The sequence below is a fragment of the uncultured Apibacter sp. genome (assembly GCF_946479295.1).
In the GTDB taxonomy this organism is placed as follows: domain Bacteria; phylum Bacteroidota; class Bacteroidia; order Flavobacteriales; family Weeksellaceae; genus Apibacter.
Genome location: NZ_CAMLFD010000012.1, coordinates 1 through 20,929, shown reverse-complemented (window position 1 = coordinate 20,929; position 20,929 = coordinate 1). Strand labels below are relative to the sequence as shown.

Below are 20,929 nucleotides of genomic sequence, written 5' to 3'. Positions count from 1 at the left end.
CATCTAACTCATTATTATGAAATTTAAAATCCTATAGATATTTTATTATTTCTATTGAAAAAAAATGTACAATTATTGAATTACTCTAAATCAATTGAAGAATTAGATTTAAAGAATTAGATTATTTAATATACCTCATTAAAAATCGATAAATTTGAGTTATAAAATATAGAGCAAAGCAGATTAAATTTTATATGTTAGAAAAAAAAGAAGCCTTATATGAAAAAGCCATTCTAGTTGGTTTGATCACTCAAAGCCAAAATGAAGATAAATTGAAAGAATATATGGACGAGTTGGAATTTCTAGCCGATACTGCGGGGGCACAAGTATATAAAAGATTTACACAAAAACTAGATCAGCCCAATCCACGTACTTTTGTTGGAAAAGGTAAGCTAGAAGAAATTAATACATATGCTCAGGAAAATGATATTGACACAATTATATTTGATGATGAGCTTACTCCCTCTCAACTTAAAAATTTAGAGAAAGAATTGGATCGGAAAATTATTGATCGAACCAACCTAATATTAGATATTTTTGCCCAGCGCGCTCAAACATCTTATGCTAGAACCCAAGTTGAACTTGCACAATATGAATACCTTCTTCCTCGTCTAACTCGAATGTGGACTCACCTTGAACGGCAAAAAGGGGGAATTGGATTGAGAGGACCTGGAGAAACTGAAATTGAAACAGACCGACGTATTATTAGAGATAGAATATCTTTACTTAAAGAAAAATTAAAAGCTATCGATAAACAAATGTCTACGCAACGAAATAATCGTGGAAAATTAGTAAGAGTAGCCTTGGTTGGATATACTAACGTAGGTAAATCAAGTTTAATGAATATCCTAAGTAAATCTGATGTTTTTGCTGAAAATAAATTATTCGCTACCTTAGATACAACCGTTCGAAAAGTAGTAATTGGAAATCTTCCTTTTTTGCTTACTGATACGGTAGGATTTATAAGAAAATTGCCTACCCAATTGGTGGAATCATTTAAATCTACTCTGGATGAAGTAAGAGAAGCCGATTTGCTAATTCATGTAGTAGATATTTCTCACCCGAGCTTTGAAGACCATATTAATTCTGTTAACATCATATTGGCAGAGATCAGTTCTGCCGACAAACCAACTATTATGGTCTTTAATAAAATTGATAATTTTTCTTATGAAAAAAAAGATGAAGATGATCTGACACCAATAACAAAGAGGAATTACTCTTTAGATGATTGGAAAAAAACCTGGATGGCTAAGTCAAAATATCCAAGTGTATTTATATCAGCTTTAACGAAAGAAAATTATGAGGAACTAAAGAAAATAATCTATAATCAGGTTAAAGAAATACATACTCAAAGATTTCCTTATAATGATTTTCTATTTGAGTATTACGACCAAGATGGTAAAGAAATATAATATAAATTAAAAAGGGCTAATAAGCCCTTTTTAATTAAAAAGATTTTTTATCTTATTTTTATTTAGCTCTGTTACAATATATTCTCCAGTTAACCAATAATGCATTAGGAAAATTTTTCTTAATTCTTTTTAAATCAGATTTTGCTGATTCTCTTATAAAATAATCCCCTGCTAGTAATCTCCAGTCAGGACGTAAATAGCTTTTTTCAACCCTCAATTCCGGGAATAATCTTCTGAATTCAGACATCATTGTGTTTACTTCCTGCTCACTTTTAGCTTCCCCAACCTTTATCATAAATCCGGGAATATCATTACGTCTTCCACAATTATTTTCTGGTGTGAGTGGCTTATTTACTGGTTTTCTTTCGTTAGGAGTAAGAGATGATTTTGAATCTTGAGTTCCATCACTGAATTTTTTACATATTTCTTCCTGATTGATCATTTTTATTATTTCTTCATCGGCACTAATAATCAGTTGTCCTCCTGTAGCAGAATCTACTTTACTTATTATTTGCTGGGCTCTAAAAGAGAAACTTATAAAAAAAAGTAATAATAAAATGTAGCTTTTCATTGGTCTTTATGATAAAAATTAACTACACAAAAATAACATTTTATAATTAATTGAAAATAGATATACTCTAAAAGAGATTAAAAGTTAATTTGATAAATAAATTTTTATCAAAAGTTGACTGATGATAAGCTCCTACCCTGTAATAGACTCCAAATCCGACATAATAAATAAGCTTATTGATTTCGAGCCCAACTTCCTGATAATATTTATTTGGAACAGCAATATTAGCTATAGTATGAATTTCTTTATTTTTTATATTTCCAATCATACCATTATAGATAAGAGATAGCTGTGTTTTCCTTGAAAATAAAAATTTGAATTCTTTAAAAGTTTGATTTAAGAAAAAAGCAACATACTTATCGGCATAAAAATCACCGGGTAACAAAGTTTCAAACGAATTCAGCCCTTTTATTGAAAATCTATCCCAAATAGAACTTCCCTGCTTAGCATCACCAAAACTTCCGTAATTATTCCACAATGTTGTTTTCCCCGAAATATATCCCGAATTTAACATCATAGAACTTGTACCCAAAGGATTCTTTATTAATATATGAGCGGCAATATCAAATCGATCATAAGAAAAATCGGCTCCCATAAATTTCAATCCTTTTATATAATCAAAATAAAAATAAATCGGCTTATCTTCTAACGTCATTTTTCCTTCCGGAGTTTGTAAATATTTTGCAAATGGAGCATACTTTATTTGTAATGAAGTTGTAAATAAATTAAATCTATGAGAATGTGAATGGTATTTGTACGAATATTCATAATTAGATTTTTGATTTTCATAATCTATTTTCACTGATGTGGTAATATTTTTTAAAATATCCTGTTCATAAGATATTTCTCCTCCTCTTCGGGTATAAAAAATTGAATTTTGTATATAATTTAACTCTTCTTTTACCTGCTCCATATTTTTAGAATATCTTACAATATGCTTCGAAAAAGGGTTAACATCTGAAAAACCTAAAAATTTGATTTTTCCATCATTTCCTTTGTTAACATATAAATCAATTCCTAGAGCACCTTTTACCGGTGTATTTTTAGTTCCAGTCGCTACATATCCATGTAAGGACATATTTGCATTAAATGAATAATTAGTTTTTCCGCCTACTTGAAATCTAAATCCTTCAAAATCATTATAATTCATCAGATTTAATAAATTTAAATCTATCTTACCTAATGGGAGTTTCCCATTTTTTATTGAATTTAAAAATCGAACATTTTTTTCAATCGAATATGTATTAAATAAGGTAGAATATACATAAGTGTTTTTTTCTCTTTGAGTTAAAGGATCATTACGAAAGGAATCAATTCTTGATTCTGTGTTTTTATTATAATCTTTATTTAATTTATGAGTATAACCTTTAAAATCTTTATAAGAAAACTTTTTGTCGGACGTGAATTTAGAAACATTCATTTCAATTACAATCCAAGGTGTAAGTAAATATTTCTGATCTTGGATATTAAAAAACTTGGAGACATCGATAGTACTTATTTTTATTTTATTGGTTTTATTTTCTAAAAACCAGATATCTTCAAAAGGTTTCCATTTATATTCAAAATAACGAGTATAATTTGTATTATATTCTTCTCCTGAATATTTTACAACGGCAAAGCTCTTGGCATCAATATATATAGTCCCTCTACTTCCATTAACCAGTAAATTTTTTTTAGACCCGAAGGAAATGACATAATTGAGTTTATTTTCAATAGTTATGCTATCTATTAATTTAAAATTATATGAATGTAAATCATCCTTAATAAATTTAGGAAATTCCTCTTGAAAAATCGGTTCTTCAAATAATTCATATAAAGGTTTTTTTAAACCTGATACCTGATCGGCCATGATTTCTTTTTTTTGTCCCAATCTTCTATCATAGCTACATTTTACAACCCTTTCGCCTAATAAAATAAGTTCCTTTTTTCCAAATTCGGAAATTTTCAAAGAATCTGTCGTCTTTAATCTATTTATCACGTTATAATCATCAATATAAAATTTAGTATATAAATAATAACTATATGAATTTAAAACATTGGGGTGATTAACTTTTTCTTTCTCTCTAACTTTTTCCAATATTTTATAAACGCGAGAATTTGGAACACCCGGTAGATAATATTTCACTTTAGAGTTCTGAGAAAACATGAAAACTTGAATAAAAAAAAGTATATATACCAACAATTTCTTCATAAAAGCAAAACAAAAATTAACTACGGATGAATATGATACAGCAAGCTTTTTATTAAAGAACAAATATAAAAGTTTTGGAGGTAATAAATTTCCTTAAAAATAGTACATTTGCTAATCATGATTGAATAAATAATACAAATTAGTAATGGATTATTTTATTGTTGCAGAAAATGTTACTCGCACCTATGAAGATAAAATTGCTTTAGATAATTTCAACATTAAAATTCCTAGAGGATGTATTTATGGAATTTTAGGACCCAACGGCGCCGGAAAAACTACTTTTATAAGAATAATTAACCAAATCACCAAACCCGACAGCGGTAAAATCTTTTTTAATGGAGAACCTTTACAGGCCAAACATATTTCACACATCGGATATATGCCAGAAGAACGAGGTCTCTATAAAAATATGCAAATTGGTGAGCAGGCAATCTATCTTGCTCAGCTTAAAGGAATGAGTAAAGCGGAAGCAAAATCACGATTGGAGTATTGGTTTGATAAACTTAAAATTGAAAAATGGTGGAATAGAAAACTCAGCGAGCTTTCTAAAGGAATGGCACAAAAAATTCAATTTGTTGTCACGGTTTTACATAATCCTGACTTATTAATTTTTGATGAACCTTTCAGCGGGTTTGATCCGGTAAATGCAAATCTTATTAGAGATGAAATTTTAGAACTAAAAGAAAAAGGTACTACAATTTTATTCTCATCTCATCGAATGGAAACAGTTGAAGAATTATGCGATTACGTTGCCCTTATCAATAATTCTAAAAAAATCTTAGATGGATCGGTAAAGGAAATTAGACATAAATTTAAAGAAGGGAAATATAAGATTACGATTACAGATATATCCATTACTGATATTAATCAATTAATACAATTGAAACAGATTGATAAAGTAATCCAAAATGATAATGAATATTCGTTTTCAATTACAATATCAGATCAGGAAAATCAAAAATCACTAATTACGGAACTTTCTACAAAAGGTACTATAATATCTTTCTATGAGGAAATCCCTAGTATGAATCAAGTTTTTATTAATGCTGTAAATTCAAATAAACTATGAGAAATATTTTTCTGGTAATGAGAAGAGAATTTCTAACTCAAGCAAGAAAAAAATCCTTTATTCTGATAACTTTTTTCGCTCCCATTTTAATAATTCTTGCAGGAATAACTATCGCCTATATGTTAAGAATAAATGAAAACGAATCTCATATAGCCATAGTTGATTCAACTAATGAATTTTATCCTGAATTTCAAAGTAATAATAAAAATATTTATAATTTTTATACGGAAAACGAATTACGGGCTTTAAAGGATACCTTAGCCGAAAGCAAATCTTTAGATGCCCTATTATATATACCTAATACCACTGATTCGCTTTTTAAAAATTTACAAAATCAAATTCAACTATACACAAATAAAAACTTAACTAAAAATCATCTTAATTCTATTGAACAGAAAATCAACAAGAAAATCGAAGAAAAAAGAAGACACTTTTTGGGAGTAAAACAATCGGATATTGACAAAATAAATTCCAAGATAACTTTACAAATTACGAATCTTAAAGAGGGAAAATCAGACAATGACAATTTTATCAAAGAAATCTTATCACTTTCATTAATGTATGTAAACCTTATGTTTTTCATTATTTACGGAACTCGTGTCATGAGGAGTATTATGGAAGAAAAAAACAATCGAGTGGTAGAAATTATCATTTCATCGGTTAAACCTTTTGAATTAATGATGGGAAAAATCCTAGGAACTACGCTAGTAGCGCTCACCCAATTTTGTATATGGATTGCCATGACAATGATGTTATTAGTTTTAGGTAAAATAATATTTGGAAACCACTTAACTCTATCTTACAAGCAATACGATTTTCAAAACCTTATCAACCAAAAAACTCAGATTCAAATTAGTGATACTATAAATGCATTATTAAGCTTAAATTATCCCTTAATAATTTTTATTTTCTTATTTTTCTTTTTTGCTGGTTATTTATTTTACAGCTCCTTTTTTGCTGCAATTGGTTCTGCTGTAGACAATGATACAGAAACACAACAGTTTACCCCCATTATTGTTGTACCATTACTATTAGGTGCTTATGGTTGTATAAGTATTATAAATAATCCCGAAGGCCCCGTAGCATTTTGGTTGAGTATGATTCCTTTTACTTCTCCAATGGCAATGGTTACCAGGTCTTTCTATGGAATACCCAGTTGGCAACTTATACTTTCAATAACCATTATGATCGGTTCCGTCTTTATTATGGTTTACATAGCAAGTAAAATATATAGAATCGGCATTTTAATGTTTGGAAAAAAAGTAACTTTTAAAGAGATATTTCAATGGATTAAACAGTCATAACCATAAATATTACACTTTCGAAAAATTATAATTATTAAATATAGGTCGACTAAAATTATTTTATTATACAATAGCAGGAAGATATATACTTATAAAAAATTAACAAATCTGTTTAATATTTTATCTCGTGTTATATCAAATAAGAATGTTAGATGCTACTGATTAAAAAAATTAATTTATACATTGAAATTAATTTTATATTTATACTTAATTATACTATCCTTTACTAATTAAAAATCCGTTGATATGGAGAAAAATTTTTTTATAAAATCTCAAGGCTTAGGAAATGAATATATAATAATTGATGAAAAAAATATAACTTTTCCATTAACCCAAAAAGCCATTCAGAAAATTTGTAATGTAAACTTTGGAATCGGTTCCGATGGTATATTGATTAAAACAAATTCCGATAGTGCGGATATCGGTTTGAAAATCTTCAATCCGGATGGTTCAGAAGCAGAAAAAAGCGGAAACGGCCTTAGAATTTTCTGTAAATATATATACGATTATAAAATTATACCACACAGAGAATTTACAGTAGAAACCAAAGGAGGAAAAGTACGTGCAAATATACAAGAAACCATACACGATAGGGCTTCATTAATAACTGTTGACATGGGAAAAGCTATTTTTTCATCCAAACAAATTCCTACTTCATTTGATAGTGAAGAAGTGCAAGATGAAATTATTCTTATTGAAGATAAAAAATTTGTAATCAATTGTGTATCTGTTGGAAATCCGCATTGTGTAATTATAAAAGACGAGTTAGACGTTAGAGAAATAAAGAAATACGGTCCTAAAATTGAAAATTATTCTAAATTTCCTAATCGAATCAACGTACAGTTTGCAAAAATTATAAGTCGAGATGAAATTCAAATATTAATTTGGGAAAGAGGAGCAGGATTTACATTAGCATCAGGAAGTTCTTCTTGTGCGGTAGCTAGCGTTTTACGTAAAAAAGAATTAATAAATAACAAAGTAACAGTAAAAATGCCAGGTGGAGAACTTAAAATTGAAATCAACGATACTTGGGATATAAGAATGACAGGAGAAGTAAGACAAATATGTGAAGGAACGTTACATGAAGAACTTGTTTCCAGTCTTTTATAGATGACTTAAATACATACATTAATTATTAATTTTTTTATAAATAATTTTGTAGAATTGTTAATTTTTTTTTAAATCTAAAATTTTTAGGGAAAAATTATTAATTTTTTATAAAAAAACATTTATTAACTATTAAAATTAATGATATTTGTACACTTATTTTTTTCCAATATTTAAAATGAAAATAAAATATCACGATTTAATTCAACAAACATTTGACTTTCCTCAGCCCGAATTTAAGGTTGACAACGGAAATTTATTATTTCATGACATTCCTTTAATGGAAGTAATTGAAAAATTTGGAACGCCTTTTAAATTTAATTATCTACCAAAAATATCCCAAAATATTCAACAAACGAAAAGATGGTTCAAAAAGGCTTTCAAAGAGAACAATTACAATAATGAATACCGATACTGTTATTGCACTAAGTCAAGTCATTTTTCATTCGTGGTACAAGAAGCTTTAAAAAACAAAATAAGTTTGGAGACCTCTTTTTCAAATGACATGGAAATCATCCGTAGGCTTTACGATAAAGGGGTTGTTGATAAAAGTATCGAGGTAGTTTGTAATGGATTTAAAACCGATGAATATTTAAAAATAATTTCTGAAATGATTAACGGTGGTTTCTCCAATATTTTACCTGTTTTAGATAACTTTAGAGAAATTGATCGACTTTCCGATAGTATTGATACAAATTTCAATATCGGAATCCGTATCGCTTCAGAAGAAGAACCTAAATTTGAATTTTATACTTCCCGATTAGGTATAGGATATAAAGATATCGTACCCTTTTATGCTCAAAAAATTCAGAACCATCCTTTTGCAAGATTAAAAATGTTGCATTTTTTCATTAATACAGGGATAAAAGATACTTCTTATTATTGGAATGAGCTATATAAATGTTTACGAGTATATGCTCGATTGAAAAAAATTGCTCCAGAAGTAGATTCTTTAAATATCGGAGGAGGATTTCCTATAAAAAATTCATTAAATTTTGATTATGACTATTATTATATGGTAAATGAAATCACTTATCAGATAAAGAAATTCTGCGAAGAGGAAGGAGTTGAAGAACCGACTTTATATACCGAGTTCGGATCTTTTACAGTTGGAGAAAGCGGTGGTATTGTTTATAAAATTTTAAGTCAAAAAAGACAAAACGATCGTGAAAAATGGAATATGATAGATAGCTCATTTATGACTACTCTACCTGATTCATGGGCTATATCTCGTCGTTTTACTATGTTGCCTATCAATCGTTGGGATGATTCCTACGAACGCGTTTTTTTAGGAGGATTAACCTGTGACAGCGATGATTACTATAATTCTGAACAACACGTAAATGCTATTTATCTTCCCATTTATAGTGAAGAAAAGCCATTATATATCGGTTTTTTCAATACTGGTGCCTACCAGGAGGCAATAAGCGGATTCGGTGGCGTGCACCATTGTCTGGTTCCTCAGCCCAAACACATTTTAATTAATAAAAATAAAGATGGAGATTTTACATACGAAGTATTTAGAGAGGAACAAAATTATAAGCAGATATTAGATCTTTTAGGATATTAATAAATTTTTACAATAAATTAGAAAAATTACAGTTTATACTTACAACCAGTAATCAAATATACTTTTTTGTAATATTTCTATAAGATATCTAATGCATAAATTAATACTAATTATATTCATTAGTTTATATACGATTGCCTATTCTCAAACAGGTCAAGAAATATATACTTTTATGAATATGACTGTATCCGCTCGTCAATCGGCTTTAGGTGGTAATGCCAATTCGTCTTGGGATAATGATCCGAATATGGCAATGTTTAATCCTGCTATGATGAATAAAAAAATGCATAATCAAGCAGGAATTAACTATTCCTCCTACCTTGCAGACGTTAAATTAGGAGCTATATCCTATGTATACAACCCTAAAGAAAGTAATCATTATTTTTCCTTACATGGAAGGTATGTGGACTATGGCGATTTTAAAGCCGCCGATGAAGTTGGAACCGTTACCGGTAAATTTACTGCAAAAGATGCTGCTGTAACTTTGGGCTATGGATACGAAATATGCGATTTTTTTACCGTAGGCGGAAACCTATCTTATGTTACCAGCAAAATTGAAAGTTACACCTCATCCGCTATTTTAGCTGACCTAGGAATTGTTTTTCATGATATTGATTATTACACAACCATTTCCGCAGTGGTAAGAAATTTTGGAGGGCAATTAACGTATTATAATGACAAAAGAGAAAAATTACCAATACAAGCAAATTTAGGTTTTTCTCAAAGATTTGAAAAATTACCTGTTGAATTTACTCTTACATTGCACGATCTCCAAAAATTTGATATTTCTTCCCCAACTAATAAGAGCGGTAAAAAAATTAGCGAAGCAAGGAAAGTCATTGATCATGTATCAATGGGAGCAGAATTTTTTCCAGAATCAGGATTTAACGTTCGCGTCGGATATAATTTTAAAAGAGGTAATGAGTTATCAATTGAAGATCAAAGATCCTTTGCAGGATTAACCCTTGGTTTTGGAGTGAAAATTTCATATTTTCGCTTTGATTATGCTTGGGGGCGATATAATGCTGCCGGAAATACTAATACCTTTGGATTACGTATTGATCTGGATAATTTGTTTGCCCCTCGATATGACTGGTAATAACATGAAAAACAAAAATTTACATCCGATAATAGCTATTGACGGCTATTCCTCTACGGGAAAAAGTTCCTACGCAAAAATGCTTGCTAAAGAATTTGGATGGATTCATATTGATACAGGTGCTATGTATAGAGCTACAACATTATATGGCATAGAAAATTTTTGTGAAAATAATATTATTGATAGTGTAGATTTAGTCTCTCATTTATCTGATATACATATTGATTTTAAACAAAATACTGAAAATAATAGTAATGATATTTATCTTAACGGCAAAAATGTAGAAAGTAGAATTCGTGATTTTGATATATCTGAACAAGTTTCTTTGGTAGCTAAAATTCCTGAAGTAAGAAAATATTTAGTAAAACAACAAAGAAATATAGGAAAAAATGGGGGTATCGTAATGGATGGAAGAGATATTGGCACTGTCGTATTTCCAAATGCTGATTTAAAATTCTTTATTACTGCCAGTGTAGAAGAAAGAGCTAAACGCAGGTTCATTGACTTTAAAAAACTAAACAAAAACATTTCATTACAAGAAGTACAAGAAAATCTGATACAAAGAGATAATATCGATAAAAATAGATCAGTATCTCCACTTATTCAAGCTCCGGATGCTATTCTTATTGACAATACAAATATGAATAAAGAAGAAACCTATACTAAGATACAAACTATTGTCAAAGAAAAATTAGGTTTATAACCTTTATCTTAACAATATTTATAATTTTTAATAATACTGGATTACATATTTATTAATGCGCATATAATGCACATAGGTTAGTTAGTTTATTACTTAGCTATTTATTTAGTAATAATAAACTTTTAATTCCTTCTACTATTTTTATAATTTTACATATTAAAATATAAAAAATACTAAATTCCCTTTAGCCATGAAATTAGGCTAGTTATTAAAATTGATCAATTAAAATTTATTTTTGTTCATGATAAGCTTCTAAAATCTTTCTCACAAGCTTATGTCTTACAACATCTATTTCAGTTAATTGTATAAATCCTATCCCCTTTACCTTTTTCAAAATATGAACTGCCTCTTTTAATCCGGATTTCTGATGTTTTGGCAAATCTATTTGCCCAGGATCACCTGTAATTATAAATTTAGCATTAGCTCCCATACGTGTTAGAAACATTTTCATTTGTAAATGTGTTGTATTTTGTGCTTCATCTAAAATAACAAATGCTTCATCCAATGTACGTCCTCTCATAAAAGCCAAAGGAGCAATTTGAACAACACCTTTTTCTATATAAGAAGCTAACTTTTCATGGCTGATCATATCTCTTAGAGCATCATATAAAGGTTGAAGATAAGGATCTAATTTATCTTTTAGATCTCCAGGTAAAAAGCCTAAACTTTCACCCGCTTCAACTGCAGGTCGAGTTAAAACAATTCTTTTTACTTGTTTATCTTTCAATGCTTTTACAGCCAATGCTACACTCGTATAAGTTTTCCCTGTACCCGCCGGTCCAATCGCGAAAACCATATCATTGCTTTCTACGGATTTTACCAATTTTTTGAGGTTTTCCGTTTTTGCCCTTATTAACTTCCCTCCTATTCCATGAACTATAACATCATCGGATTGAATATGTATTTCTTTATTATTTTCACTATTCCTAAGAATTCCTTCTATAGCTATATCATTTAATTTATTATACCTGTTTATATATTCCACAATTTCTCGAATCTTATGATTAAACAAGTTTAAATCGTCATCATTGCCAGATACCGTTAAAACTCTATCCCTCCCTATAATTTTTAATTTCGGAAAATGATTGATTAATAAATTAAAGTTTTGATTATATTCACCATAGAATATTTTTAAATCTACACCATCTAAGGTAATTCGTATTTGATTCAAATTTTAAGATATTTTTTAATTTTACATAACAAAAATAAGCAATAACTTTGTGTAGTTTAATAAAAAATGGGAATAATAACACTTACTACCGATTTTGGTTTAGATGACTACCATGTAGCAGCTCTTAAAGGCTCGATATACAGCCAAATATCGGACGTCATTATTGTTGATATTTCTCATCAGATTATGCCTTTTGACCTCATTCAAACGGCCTATATTATACAAAATTCATACAAAAATTTTCCTAAAGGTACCATTCATGTAATAGGTGTTGATGCTTTACCTTCACCTTTTGTAAAATCGTTAGCCGCAGAAATAAACGGACATTTTTTTATATGTAATGATAATGGGATTCTTTCTCTTATTGCTGAAGAATACATCCCCGACCAAGTATATGAAATAACCATTAATAAGTATGACGATTTTCATTTTTTAACTAAAGATCTTTTTATACCGGTGGCTTGTCATCTTGCCAGAGGAGGCAAAATAGAATTGATTGGAAGAAAAATCAATACTTATAAAGAACTAACCCAACCAAAACCGGTTGAAAAGAGTGAAGATAATTCAATTACGGGAATGGTTATTCATGTCGATAACTTCGGAAATGCCATTACAAACATTTCCAAAGAAAAATTTCACCAATTTGGTAAAAAAAAGAATTTCATCATTTTTGCAAGAAATGTGCAATTCACAGAAATTAAATCTAAATATACGGATATATTAGGTAATGATCCGGACGAAAATAAATTTCACGGAAAAGCCTTTGCTATATTTAATTCATCCGGATATTTGCAAATTTCAATGTATAAAAGTAATTTAAGAACGGTAGGAGGAGCCAGTTCTCTAATGGGACTTTATATAGGAACTAATATACGTGTAGTTTTTGACTGATTTTAACGCCTCACTTCTAAGATTTACTTATAATTAAATCCATTCTTTTATAATCATATTAGCTGGAAACTTAAATATTTGTTGTTTCTTATTAACAAACTTTCTTTAGAAATATAATTCCAACATAATAAAAAAATATAATTAGAATATACTTTGGTATAATATTTTCTCATCCAGACAATAGAATATAAACTTTAAAATTTATTATGATTTACTTGGTAAAATAGTTCTTTATTTTAAAACCGGATAAACTTATAAAAATTTAATTAAAATTAAAAATATTATGGAAATTACAATCGATGAATTTCAAGTAAAAGAAGGAGATACTATTAATCTAAAAAATTATACCACTATAGCCCCTAAAAATTTTCAAAAAAATAAAGAAAATAAAAAGAAGGTGAGTAATATTGTTAAACAAATAGACAATTATCAAAATATTTTAAATGCTGAGAATAAGCAATCTTTATTAATTATTTTACAAGGAATTGATGCAGCAGGAAAAGATAGTTCCATAAGAGCTATTATGACAGGAGTAAATCCACAAGGAGTAAATGTGTTTTCATTTAAAACACCTTCTTCCATAGAATATGAACATGATTATTTGTGGAGGCACGCACTTAAAATGCCTGAAAGAGGACAAATCGTTATTTTTAACCGTTCTCACTATGAAAACGTTTTAGTTTGCAAAGTACATCCCGAATTTATCTTAAATGAAAAATTACCATATATAAAAAGTATTAAGGATATAAATGATGAATTTTTCGAAAGAAGATATGAAGAGATTAAAAATTTTGAAAAACGTATGTATAATAATGGAACTCGTATCATTAAATTTTTCCTTAATATAAGCAAAGAAGAGCAGAAGAAAAGATTTATTAAAAGAATTGAGAATAAAGAAAAAAATTGGAAATTTTCTTCTTCAGATCTAAAAGAACGTAAATTTTGGGATGATTATCAGAAAGCCTTTGCTCTAGCTTTTGAGAAAACTTCAACCAAAGAGTGTCCTTGGTTTATTATCCCATTTGATTATAAATCATATGGACAATTAGTTATGGCTCATATTATCAATGAAACCTTGAAAAATATGAATCCTAAATTTCCAGATGTTAATAAGCAAGAAAAACATGCTTTAAATAGTGCCTACAAAGACTTATTGAATGAATAAGATTAAATTCATTAAATTATAATCTTATATATGAATTTTTAGCTTATCAAATTAAAATTTGATAAGCTTAAGTAGAAACAATTTTGTTTTTTCTTAATTAAAGAGTTTATAAGGGTATTAAATATATTCTTAAAAGTTATTATAATATTAAATAAATAAAGATATAACATATACTCAGAAATATGATTAAATTGAATGATTTACAATTCTCAAAAAAAAGTAATTGCTTAAAAGAATATTGACAATTATTTTTTTTTCTCAGCTCTTTTCACATTTGTGATTCCCTCAATATTATGTAATTCATGAATTATTTGCTCTAATTGTGTTGTATTTTTCACGAACAAAATTAAATTCCCATAGAATATTCCATCTTCTGAATTAATATTTATATTTTTTATATCAACTTTAAATTTATTAGATATCAAAGTGGTAATATTATTAAAAATACCTGTTCTATCTATTCCTTGCAAAGCAACTTCAATTAGAAAATCTCTACTTGCGCTATTCACCCATTTTGCAGGAATTACTCTATAATCATAATTAGCTCTCATATCAATTGCATTAGGACAATCTTCTTTATGAACCTTGATTCCACTATTAATAGTTACAAAACCAAAAATATTATCCCCCGGAATAGGATTACAACAGGGGGCTAATTGGTAATCTAGCTTTTTTTCATCATCCCCAAAAACAATCATATCATAATTTTCTTCTTCATCGGATTCCAAAAAGTTTTTTTCGGCTATTAAAGAAGTCTTTTTTCTCAATTTGGATAATAAATTATTCAAAACCCCTTTACTGTCTCTATATTTTTTTAGGGCTTTACTATCAATTTCTCCAGTTGCTACCTGATAAAATACATCATGACTTGTCTTAGCTCCAAAAAACTTTTGAATTGAATTAAGCTCCGATTCAGAAAAATTAATTTTAAGATGTCTCAACTTACGGATTAATAACTCCTTTCCTTCATCAGTATATTTTCTTTTCTCTGAATTTAAAGCTGCTTTAATTCTGGCTTTCGCTTTTGAGGTAGCTACAAAATCCAGCCAATCGGCTTTAGGTTTCTGAACATTTGATGTTATTATTTCTACTTGGTCTCCATTTGATAGCTTATAGCTTAGAGGAACCAACTTATTATTTACTTTAGCCCCTAAACAATGATCACCTATTCCAGAGTGAACAGAATAGGCAAAATCTAAGGCAGTGGCACCGACTGATAAGACTTTTAAATCCCCTTTTGGCGTAAATACAAAAATATCTTTAGTATATAAATTTAATTTAAAATCATCCAGCAACTCTTTGGTAGAAGCTGTTCCTAAACTTTCCAACATCTCTCTTACTTGAGAAATCCAATTTTCGATCTGATTATCTTCTCTACCTTTATAACCTTCTTTGTATTTATAATGAGCAGCAATTCCTTTTTCAGCCAGTTCGTCCATTCTCTCGGAACGTATTTGCACTTCTACCCATTTAGACTCCGGACCAATAACTGTTACATGTAAACTTTCATACCCTGTTGATCTAGGTGTAGTAATCCAATCACGCATTCTACTTGGGTTGGGCATAAATTTATCTGTAACGATTGAATAAATCTTCCAAGCTAAAAATTTTTCATTTTTGTAATCAGATCTATATATGATCCTTATAGCAAATAAGTCGAATACTTCCTCAAAGGATACATCTTGTTTTTTCATTTTTTTATAAATTGAAAAAACTGACTTATGTCTTCCTTTAATCGAAAAGTTTAAACCTTCCGCTTTTAGGCTATCTTCCATAATTCTTGAAAACTCTTCAATATATCTTTGTCGATCTTTTTCTGTTTCTTCTAATTTTTTAACAATTAGTAAATAAGAATCTGGATCAGTATATTTTAAGCTTAAATCTTCAAGTTCCGACTTAATAGTATATAACCCCATTCTATGAGCAAGAGGAGCATATAGATAAGTGGTTTCGGCAGCAATTTTCTTCTGCTTGGAACTTTTCATACTATCTAAAGTTCTCATATTATGAAGTCTGTCTGCTATTTTAATTAAAATAACCCGTACATCTTCAGATAATGTCAATAATAACTTTCGATAGTTCTCCGATTGTAAAGAAAGGTTTTGATGATCTATATTGGAAATTTTAGTAAGACCATCTATAATTTTGGCTACTTTAGGGTTAAATAATTTACTGATATCTTCAATAGTATATTGGGTATCTTCGACTACATCATGCAATAGCGCACACGCTATACTTGTTGCTCCTAACCCTATTTCATCCGCAACTATTTTTGCTACTGCTAACGGATGATAGATATAAGGCTCACCTGTTTTTCTCCTTTGATCTTTATGAGCTTCTTTTGCAACATCAAATGCTTTTCTTATCAAAGATTTATCATCATTGGTTAAGTCTCTGTACGTGTTGCGAAGCATATCTTTATAGCGCTTGACTATTTCTTCTTCTTCTTTTTTAAAACCAATTTCATCCATGTCCTTAATAAACAGATTATTGAATTGTAAACATAATTTTAATCGCAGATTATGTATTTATAAACTTAATTAATATCAATACAAAGCTAATTAATTTTTCTATTAAATATGCTTTTTGATATTTTTATATTATTATATTATTTATAAATTTATATTTCGAACACTAATGAAAAAAATATATGAAAAAATCTACGTTCAAATCTATCTTATTCTTTTGTTTATTAACCATTTCCTTACAAATAAATGCTCAAACAGGAGGTGGTATGTGGTTACCTAATCAACTTAATGAAAAAGAAATGAAGGAAATGGGAATGAAAATTTCCGCAAAACAACTATTTAATACATCAAATCCAAGCATAAAAGATGCAATAGCACATTTCGGAAGAGGTTGTACTTCTGAAGTTATTTCACCTAAGGGGCTTTTACTTACTAATCATCATTGTGGCTATTATTATATTCAATCCCACTCTACGGTAAACAATGACTTGTTAACTAACGGATTTTGGGCCTCTAATTTTGAAGAAGAAAAACCAAATGAAGGATTAAAGGCTACTTTTATTGTTGATATTAAAGAAGTGACTTCACAGATTTTAAAAGGTTTAGATGATAATTTCTCAGAAGAACAAAGAAATCAATTAATTCAAGATAATATTGATAAAACGCTTTCTGCTTTGACAAAAGAAATATATCAAGAAATAGATATACTGCCTTTTTATAATGGAAACCAATATTATGCCTTTGTAACAGAAACTTATGAAGATATACGTTTAGTAGGCACTCCTCCTTCCTCTATTGGAAAATATGGATCAGATACTGATAATTGGATGTGGCCTAGACATACCGGAGATTTTTCAATCTTTAGAATTTATGCTGATAAAAATAATCATCCGGCTAAATATTCAAAAGATAATGTTCCCTACAAACCTAAATATTACTTACCCATTTCAATTAAAGAAAAAAAGGAAAATGATTTTTCATTTGTATATGGTTTTCCCGGAAAAACTCAGGAATATTTACCATCATCCGCCATTGAACAGATAATTGAGGTAATAAATCCTTCTAGGATTTCTTTACGAAATGAAACATTGAAGATTTTAGATCAAAATATGCGTGAAAACAAAGAAATAAAGATTAAATACGCTTCTAAATATGCTTCTATTGCAAATGGATGGAAGAAATGGATCGGTGAAAATCAAGGATTAATAAATACCCATGCCATTCAAAAAAAGAAAGACTATGAAACTAAATTATTAAAACAGACAAATGCATCTGATGATGAAAAAAATAAAAACCTAGCTATATTAACTTCAATGGATGAGATATACAAAACTAGTAATTCATTTATAAAAGCATCTACTTATTTCAATGAGGTGTTTTATTATAATTCAGAAACTTTTCGTATAGCTTCATTACTATCAAATCTTTTGAATAGTGACAATCGAAATTTTGAAAAAAATAAAGATAAAATAATCAAAAATTTAAACAAAATCTATAAAAATTATGATTCTGAATTAGACAAAAAAGTATCTGCAAAAATGTTATCGATGTACAGTATGAACATTGAACCAAGATTTCAAATTGCAGGTCATGAGGATTACGAAAAGATTTCTTCTTGTGAAGTTTTATTAAATAATTTATGGAATAATTCCTATATAACCGGCTCGAAAGGAGATTTACGATCAATTCTTTCTACTAATACTCAACAAATTATAAAAAACAAATTAAAAGAAGACGCTTTGATTAGTTTTATCAGTCCTTATATTGAAATGTATAAAAATAAAATTTCACCTTATCTTAATGAATATGAAAAGAAACTTGACAGTCTCCAAAGAAACTACATGAAAGCACAACTTAAAGCTTTTCCTAATAAAAAATTCTTTCCTGATGCTAACTCAACATTAAGAGTAACCTATGGTAAAATTGACGGATATTCACCAAAAGACGGTATATATTATAAACCATTTACAACATTAAGTGGAGTCATTGAAAAATATGTTCCTAATGACTATGAATTTGATCTTCCTAATAAACTAATGACTTTATATAATGAGAAAAATTATGGTCCCTATTCACAAAAAGAGGACATGATTGTAAATTATATTGCTACAAATCATACGACAGGAGGAAATTCAGGAAGTCCGGCTTTAGATTCACAGGGAAATTTAGTAGGTCTCAATTTTGATAGAGTTTGGGAAGGTACTATGAGTGATATAAATTACAATTCAAGTATTTGCAGAAACATAATGGTTGATATTAGATATATATTATTTATAATTGACAAATTTGCTGGAGCCAATCGTTTAATAAATGAAATGAAAATAATTAAATAAATTAAAAAAGGTTTTCAATAATTGAAAACCTTTTTTAATAGAAATATGATTTAAAACAATCCAATAACTTTCCACCAAGCTGTTCCGACAATTAACCAAATAGAGAGAATAACAAGACTCATAAAAAATCCTATTTTCCACCACTTTGCTAAAGGAACAAATCCGCAACCAAATAAAATAGGAGCCGGTCCACTGGAATAATGAGTAATGGACATATTAAGATTACTGAAAAAAGCAAATAATAGTATAGCTAACATCGGTGGAGCCCCTGCAGCTATAGAAATTGATACAAATATTACGTACATTGCACTAATATGAGCTATAGCACTTGCCATTAGATAATGAACATAATAATATACTAATAAAAGTATGAATAACATAGGCAACCAAGATAAATCTTTAACAGATTGGGCAACATATTTACCAAACCAAGGAATAAAACCTAAGGTATTTAATTGAGATGCTAAAGTCATTAAAATGGCAAACCAAATTATTGTATGCCATGCTTCTTTTTCACTAATCACATCATTCCATTCAAGTGCACGTGTTAATAATAAAATACATAGTCCTACAAAAGCGGTAAATGTTGCATCTATTTCAAGTAATGAACCTAAAACCCAAAAAGTCACTAAATAAGCAAACACTCCTAATACAATCCACTCCTTTCTAGTCATACTTCCCATTTCTTTTAATTTTTCCTTTGCTAATGCTTTCATTTCAGGAGTATGTTTTAATTCCGGAGGAAAAAATTTATACAAAATATAAGGAATTACAAGTAATGACAATAAACCTGGAACAATGGCAGCCAGAGCCCAATCAGTCCATGAAATTTTATATCCCATATTTTCAGCAAATTTTGCAATCATTGGATTACCTGCCATTGATGTCAAAAACATAGCGCAAGTAATAGCATTACATTGGAAAATACATTGTACTAAAAATGCTCCAATTTTATTTTGAGTTCCCTTTTCAGGAGTTGAATCATAGGCATCTGAAATAGAAAGAAACAAAGGGGTAATGATTCCTCCACATCGAGCAGATGTTGAAGGCATGGCAGGAGCAAAAATTAAATCAGTCATTACAAGCCCATAGGATAAACCTAAAGAATTGTTTCCTAATTTACTTATAAAGAGATAACCAACTCTTCTTCCAAAACCTGTTTTTATAAACCCCCTAGAAATGAAAAAAGCACAAGCAATCATCCAAATTGTTTTATCACCAAAACCTGTTAGAGCACTTTTAATAGGTATTAAGTCTAATGCAACAACAGTTGTCATACTAAATATAGCCATTGCTCCTAATGGAAATGGAGATAAAATTAACCCTAATACAGTTGAAATAAATACTGATGCCAAATGCCATGCTTTTGGATCAACACCTATAGGAACAGGTATAAACCAAAGTATAACACCAACTAAAATAACCAATAAAAACTTTGATATATTTCTATTCATAATTTATTTTTTAATTTGTTTCACTTTTCTTTTATAAATAAATTCTATCTTAAAAAGACGATATAATCCAACTCTTGAAAGAAATATATAATAAGTAAAAAATATATCATAACGTTTAAACTCATTTTTTTCTTTTTCAAGTTATTATTTATTTTATTTATTTACAATATGAAATAATTCATAAAATTTATTCAGTATTATCAATAATTAATGAATATAAAGTATAACATTTTATTAAATTTATCAATTAAAATTATAAAAGTCTTATAAATAATTATTTATAAATAAAAATTAAAATCGGAGTTATTTTAAGAATTGAATGAAGTTTATTATTAATAAATAAAGAAATATAATTAGAAGACAAATAAACAAGGTTATCCCCAATAGGTTTAAGATTTTAGTGTATGTTAAGTAAATAGGG

Annotated in this window: 15 protein-coding genes; 10 read left to right on the top strand and 5 right to left on the bottom strand. The window is 28.7% G+C overall.

Going from position 1 to position 20,929, the window contains the following annotated elements:
- Positions 1-194: 194 nt before the first annotated feature.
- The gene (hflX, locus tag Q0T35_RS08125) at positions 195-1,412 is read left to right on the top strand and encodes a GTPase HflX (protein ID WP_295842280.1); all 1,218 of its coding nucleotides are present in this window, start codon (positions 195-197) and stop codon (positions 1,410-1,412) included.
- A 58-nt stretch (positions 1,413-1,470) separates the two neighbouring features.
- Here the strand turns inward: hflX and Q0T35_RS08120 are convergent, their stop codons facing one another.
- Together Q0T35_RS08120 and Q0T35_RS08115 are read right to left on the bottom strand one after the other, a co-directional pair.
- A complete protein-coding gene (locus Q0T35_RS08120; RefSeq protein WP_295842270.1) occupies positions 1,471-1,983 on the bottom strand; it encodes an SPOR domain-containing protein in 513 nt (170 codons plus the stop codon).
- 67 nt (positions 1,984-2,050) lie between these two features.
- A complete protein-coding gene (locus tag Q0T35_RS08115) occupies positions 2,051-4,129 on the bottom strand; it encodes a DUF5686 family protein (protein ID WP_295842256.1) in 2,079 nt (692 codons plus the stop codon).
- 190 nt (positions 4,130-4,319) lie between these two features.
- On the opposite strand from Q0T35_RS08115, the gene Q0T35_RS08110 reads away from it, so the two are divergent.
- From Q0T35_RS08110 to cmk, 6 genes are all read left to right on the top strand, one after another.
- On the top strand, positions 4,320-5,243 hold the full coding sequence (locus tag Q0T35_RS08110; protein ID WP_295842249.1) for an ATP-binding cassette domain-containing protein: 924 nt from the start codon (positions 4,320-4,322) through the stop codon (positions 5,241-5,243).
- Positions 5,240-6,547 carry an ABC transporter permease gene (locus tag Q0T35_RS08105; RefSeq protein ID WP_295842239.1) on the top strand — a complete coding sequence of 436 codons (1,308 nt, stop codon included), beginning with the start codon at positions 5,240-5,242 and terminating at the stop codon, positions 6,545-6,547. The genes Q0T35_RS08110 and Q0T35_RS08105 overlap by 4 nt, the downstream gene beginning before the upstream one ends.
- A 246-nt stretch (positions 6,548-6,793) precedes the next feature.
- Positions 6,794-7,657: a diaminopimelate epimerase gene (gene dapF, locus Q0T35_RS08100; protein ID WP_295842226.1), complete on the top strand. Its 864-nt coding sequence runs from the start codon at positions 6,794-6,796 to the stop codon at positions 7,655-7,657.
- A gap of 175 nt (positions 7,658-7,832) precedes the next feature.
- The gene (locus tag Q0T35_RS08095; RefSeq protein WP_293918504.1) at positions 7,833-9,224 is read left to right on the top strand and encodes an arginine decarboxylase; all 1,392 of its coding nucleotides are present in this window, start codon (positions 7,833-7,835) and stop codon (positions 9,222-9,224) included.
- A gap of 91 nt (positions 9,225-9,315) precedes the next feature.
- Positions 9,316-10,323, top strand: a complete 1,008-nt coding sequence (porQ, locus tag Q0T35_RS08090; RefSeq protein ID WP_293918506.1) for a type IX secretion system protein PorQ — start codon at positions 9,316-9,318, stop codon at positions 10,321-10,323.
- A 4-nt stretch (positions 10,324-10,327) separates the two neighbouring features.
- Entirely contained in the window at positions 10,328-11,026 is a 699-nt protein-coding gene (cmk, locus tag Q0T35_RS08085) for a (d)CMP kinase (RefSeq protein ID WP_295811176.1), read from the top strand.
- 229 nt (positions 11,027-11,255) lie between these two features.
- On the opposite strand, the gene Q0T35_RS08080 is transcribed toward cmk, so the two are convergent.
- Positions 11,256-12,197 (bottom strand): PhoH family protein, encoded by a 942-nt coding sequence (locus tag Q0T35_RS08080; RefSeq protein ID WP_295842219.1) that lies wholly within the window; start codon positions 12,195-12,197, stop codon positions 11,256-11,258.
- A gap of 66 nt (positions 12,198-12,263) precedes the next feature.
- On the opposite strand from Q0T35_RS08080, the gene Q0T35_RS08075 reads away from it, so the two are divergent.
- Entirely contained in the window at positions 12,264-13,088 is an 825-nt protein-coding gene (locus Q0T35_RS08075; RefSeq protein WP_293918512.1) for an SAM-dependent chlorinase/fluorinase, read from the top strand.
- 283 nt (positions 13,089-13,371) lie between these two features.
- Positions 13,372-14,253, top strand: a complete 882-nt coding sequence (locus Q0T35_RS08070; protein ID WP_295842211.1) for a PPK2 family polyphosphate kinase — start codon at positions 13,372-13,374, stop codon at positions 14,251-14,253.
- 245 nt (positions 14,254-14,498) lie between these two features.
- Here the strand turns inward: Q0T35_RS08070 and Q0T35_RS08065 are convergent, their stop codons facing one another.
- Positions 14,499-16,724: a RelA/SpoT family protein gene (locus Q0T35_RS08065; RefSeq protein WP_295811182.1), complete on the bottom strand. Its 2,226-nt coding sequence runs from the start codon at positions 16,722-16,724 to the stop codon at positions 14,499-14,501.
- A gap of 179 nt (positions 16,725-16,903) precedes the next feature.
- Between Q0T35_RS08065 and Q0T35_RS08060 the strand changes: the two genes are divergently transcribed.
- Positions 16,904-19,054: a S46 family peptidase gene (locus Q0T35_RS08060; RefSeq protein WP_295842202.1), complete on the top strand. Its 2,151-nt coding sequence runs from the start codon at positions 16,904-16,906 to the stop codon at positions 19,052-19,054.
- Positions 19,055-19,104: 50 nt separating this feature from the next.
- Here Q0T35_RS08060 and Q0T35_RS08055 read toward each other — a convergent pair whose 3' ends face one another.
- On the bottom strand, positions 19,105-20,508 hold the full coding sequence (locus tag Q0T35_RS08055; protein ID WP_295842195.1) for an anion permease: 1,404 nt from the start codon (positions 20,506-20,508) through the stop codon (positions 19,105-19,107).
- Positions 20,509-20,929 lie beyond the last annotated feature (421 nt).

Excerpts from the sequence above, each read along its gene's own strand:
- Q0T35_RS08060 (WP_295842202.1), top strand. The coding sequence starts at position 16,904 with ATGAAAAAATCTACGTTCAAATCTATCTTATTCTTTTGTTTATTAACC.
- porQ (WP_293918506.1), top strand. The coding sequence starts at position 9,316 with ATGCATAAATTAATACTAATTATATTCATTAGTTTATATACGATTGCC.
- Q0T35_RS08105 (WP_295842239.1), top strand. The coding sequence starts at position 5,240 with ATGAGAAATATTTTTCTGGTAATGAGAAGAGAATTTCTAACTCAAGCA.
- dapF (WP_295842226.1), top strand. The coding sequence starts at position 6,794 with ATGGAGAAAAATTTTTTTATAAAATCTCAAGGCTTAGGAAATGAATAT.
- hflX (WP_295842280.1), top strand. The coding sequence starts at position 195 with ATGTTAGAAAAAAAAGAAGCCTTATATGAAAAAGCCATTCTAGTTGGT.
- Q0T35_RS08115 (WP_295842256.1), bottom strand. The coding sequence starts at position 4,129 with ATGTTTTCTCAGAACTCTAAAGTGAAATATTATCTACCGGGTGTTCCA.
- Q0T35_RS08070 (WP_295842211.1), top strand. The coding sequence starts at position 13,372 with ATGGAAATTACAATCGATGAATTTCAAGTAAAAGAAGGAGATACTATT.
- Q0T35_RS08120 (WP_295842270.1), bottom strand. The coding sequence starts at position 1,983 with ATGAAAAGCTACATTTTATTATTACTTTTTTTTATAAGTTTCTCTTTT.
- Q0T35_RS08075 (WP_293918512.1), top strand. The coding sequence starts at position 12,264 with ATGGGAATAATAACACTTACTACCGATTTTGGTTTAGATGACTACCAT.
- Q0T35_RS08055 (WP_295842195.1), bottom strand. The coding sequence starts at position 20,508 with ATGAATAGAAATATATCAAAGTTTTTATTGGTTATTTTAGTTGGTGTT.
- Q0T35_RS08110 (WP_295842249.1), top strand. The coding sequence starts at position 4,320 with ATGGATTATTTTATTGTTGCAGAAAATGTTACTCGCACCTATGAAGAT.
- Q0T35_RS08065 (WP_295811182.1), bottom strand. The coding sequence starts at position 16,724 with ATGGATGAAATTGGTTTTAAAAAAGAAGAAGAAGAAATAGTCAAGCGC.
- Q0T35_RS08095 (WP_293918504.1), top strand. The coding sequence starts at position 7,833 with ATGAAAATAAAATATCACGATTTAATTCAACAAACATTTGACTTTCCT.
- cmk (WP_295811176.1), top strand. The coding sequence starts at position 10,328 with ATGAAAAACAAAAATTTACATCCGATAATAGCTATTGACGGCTATTCC.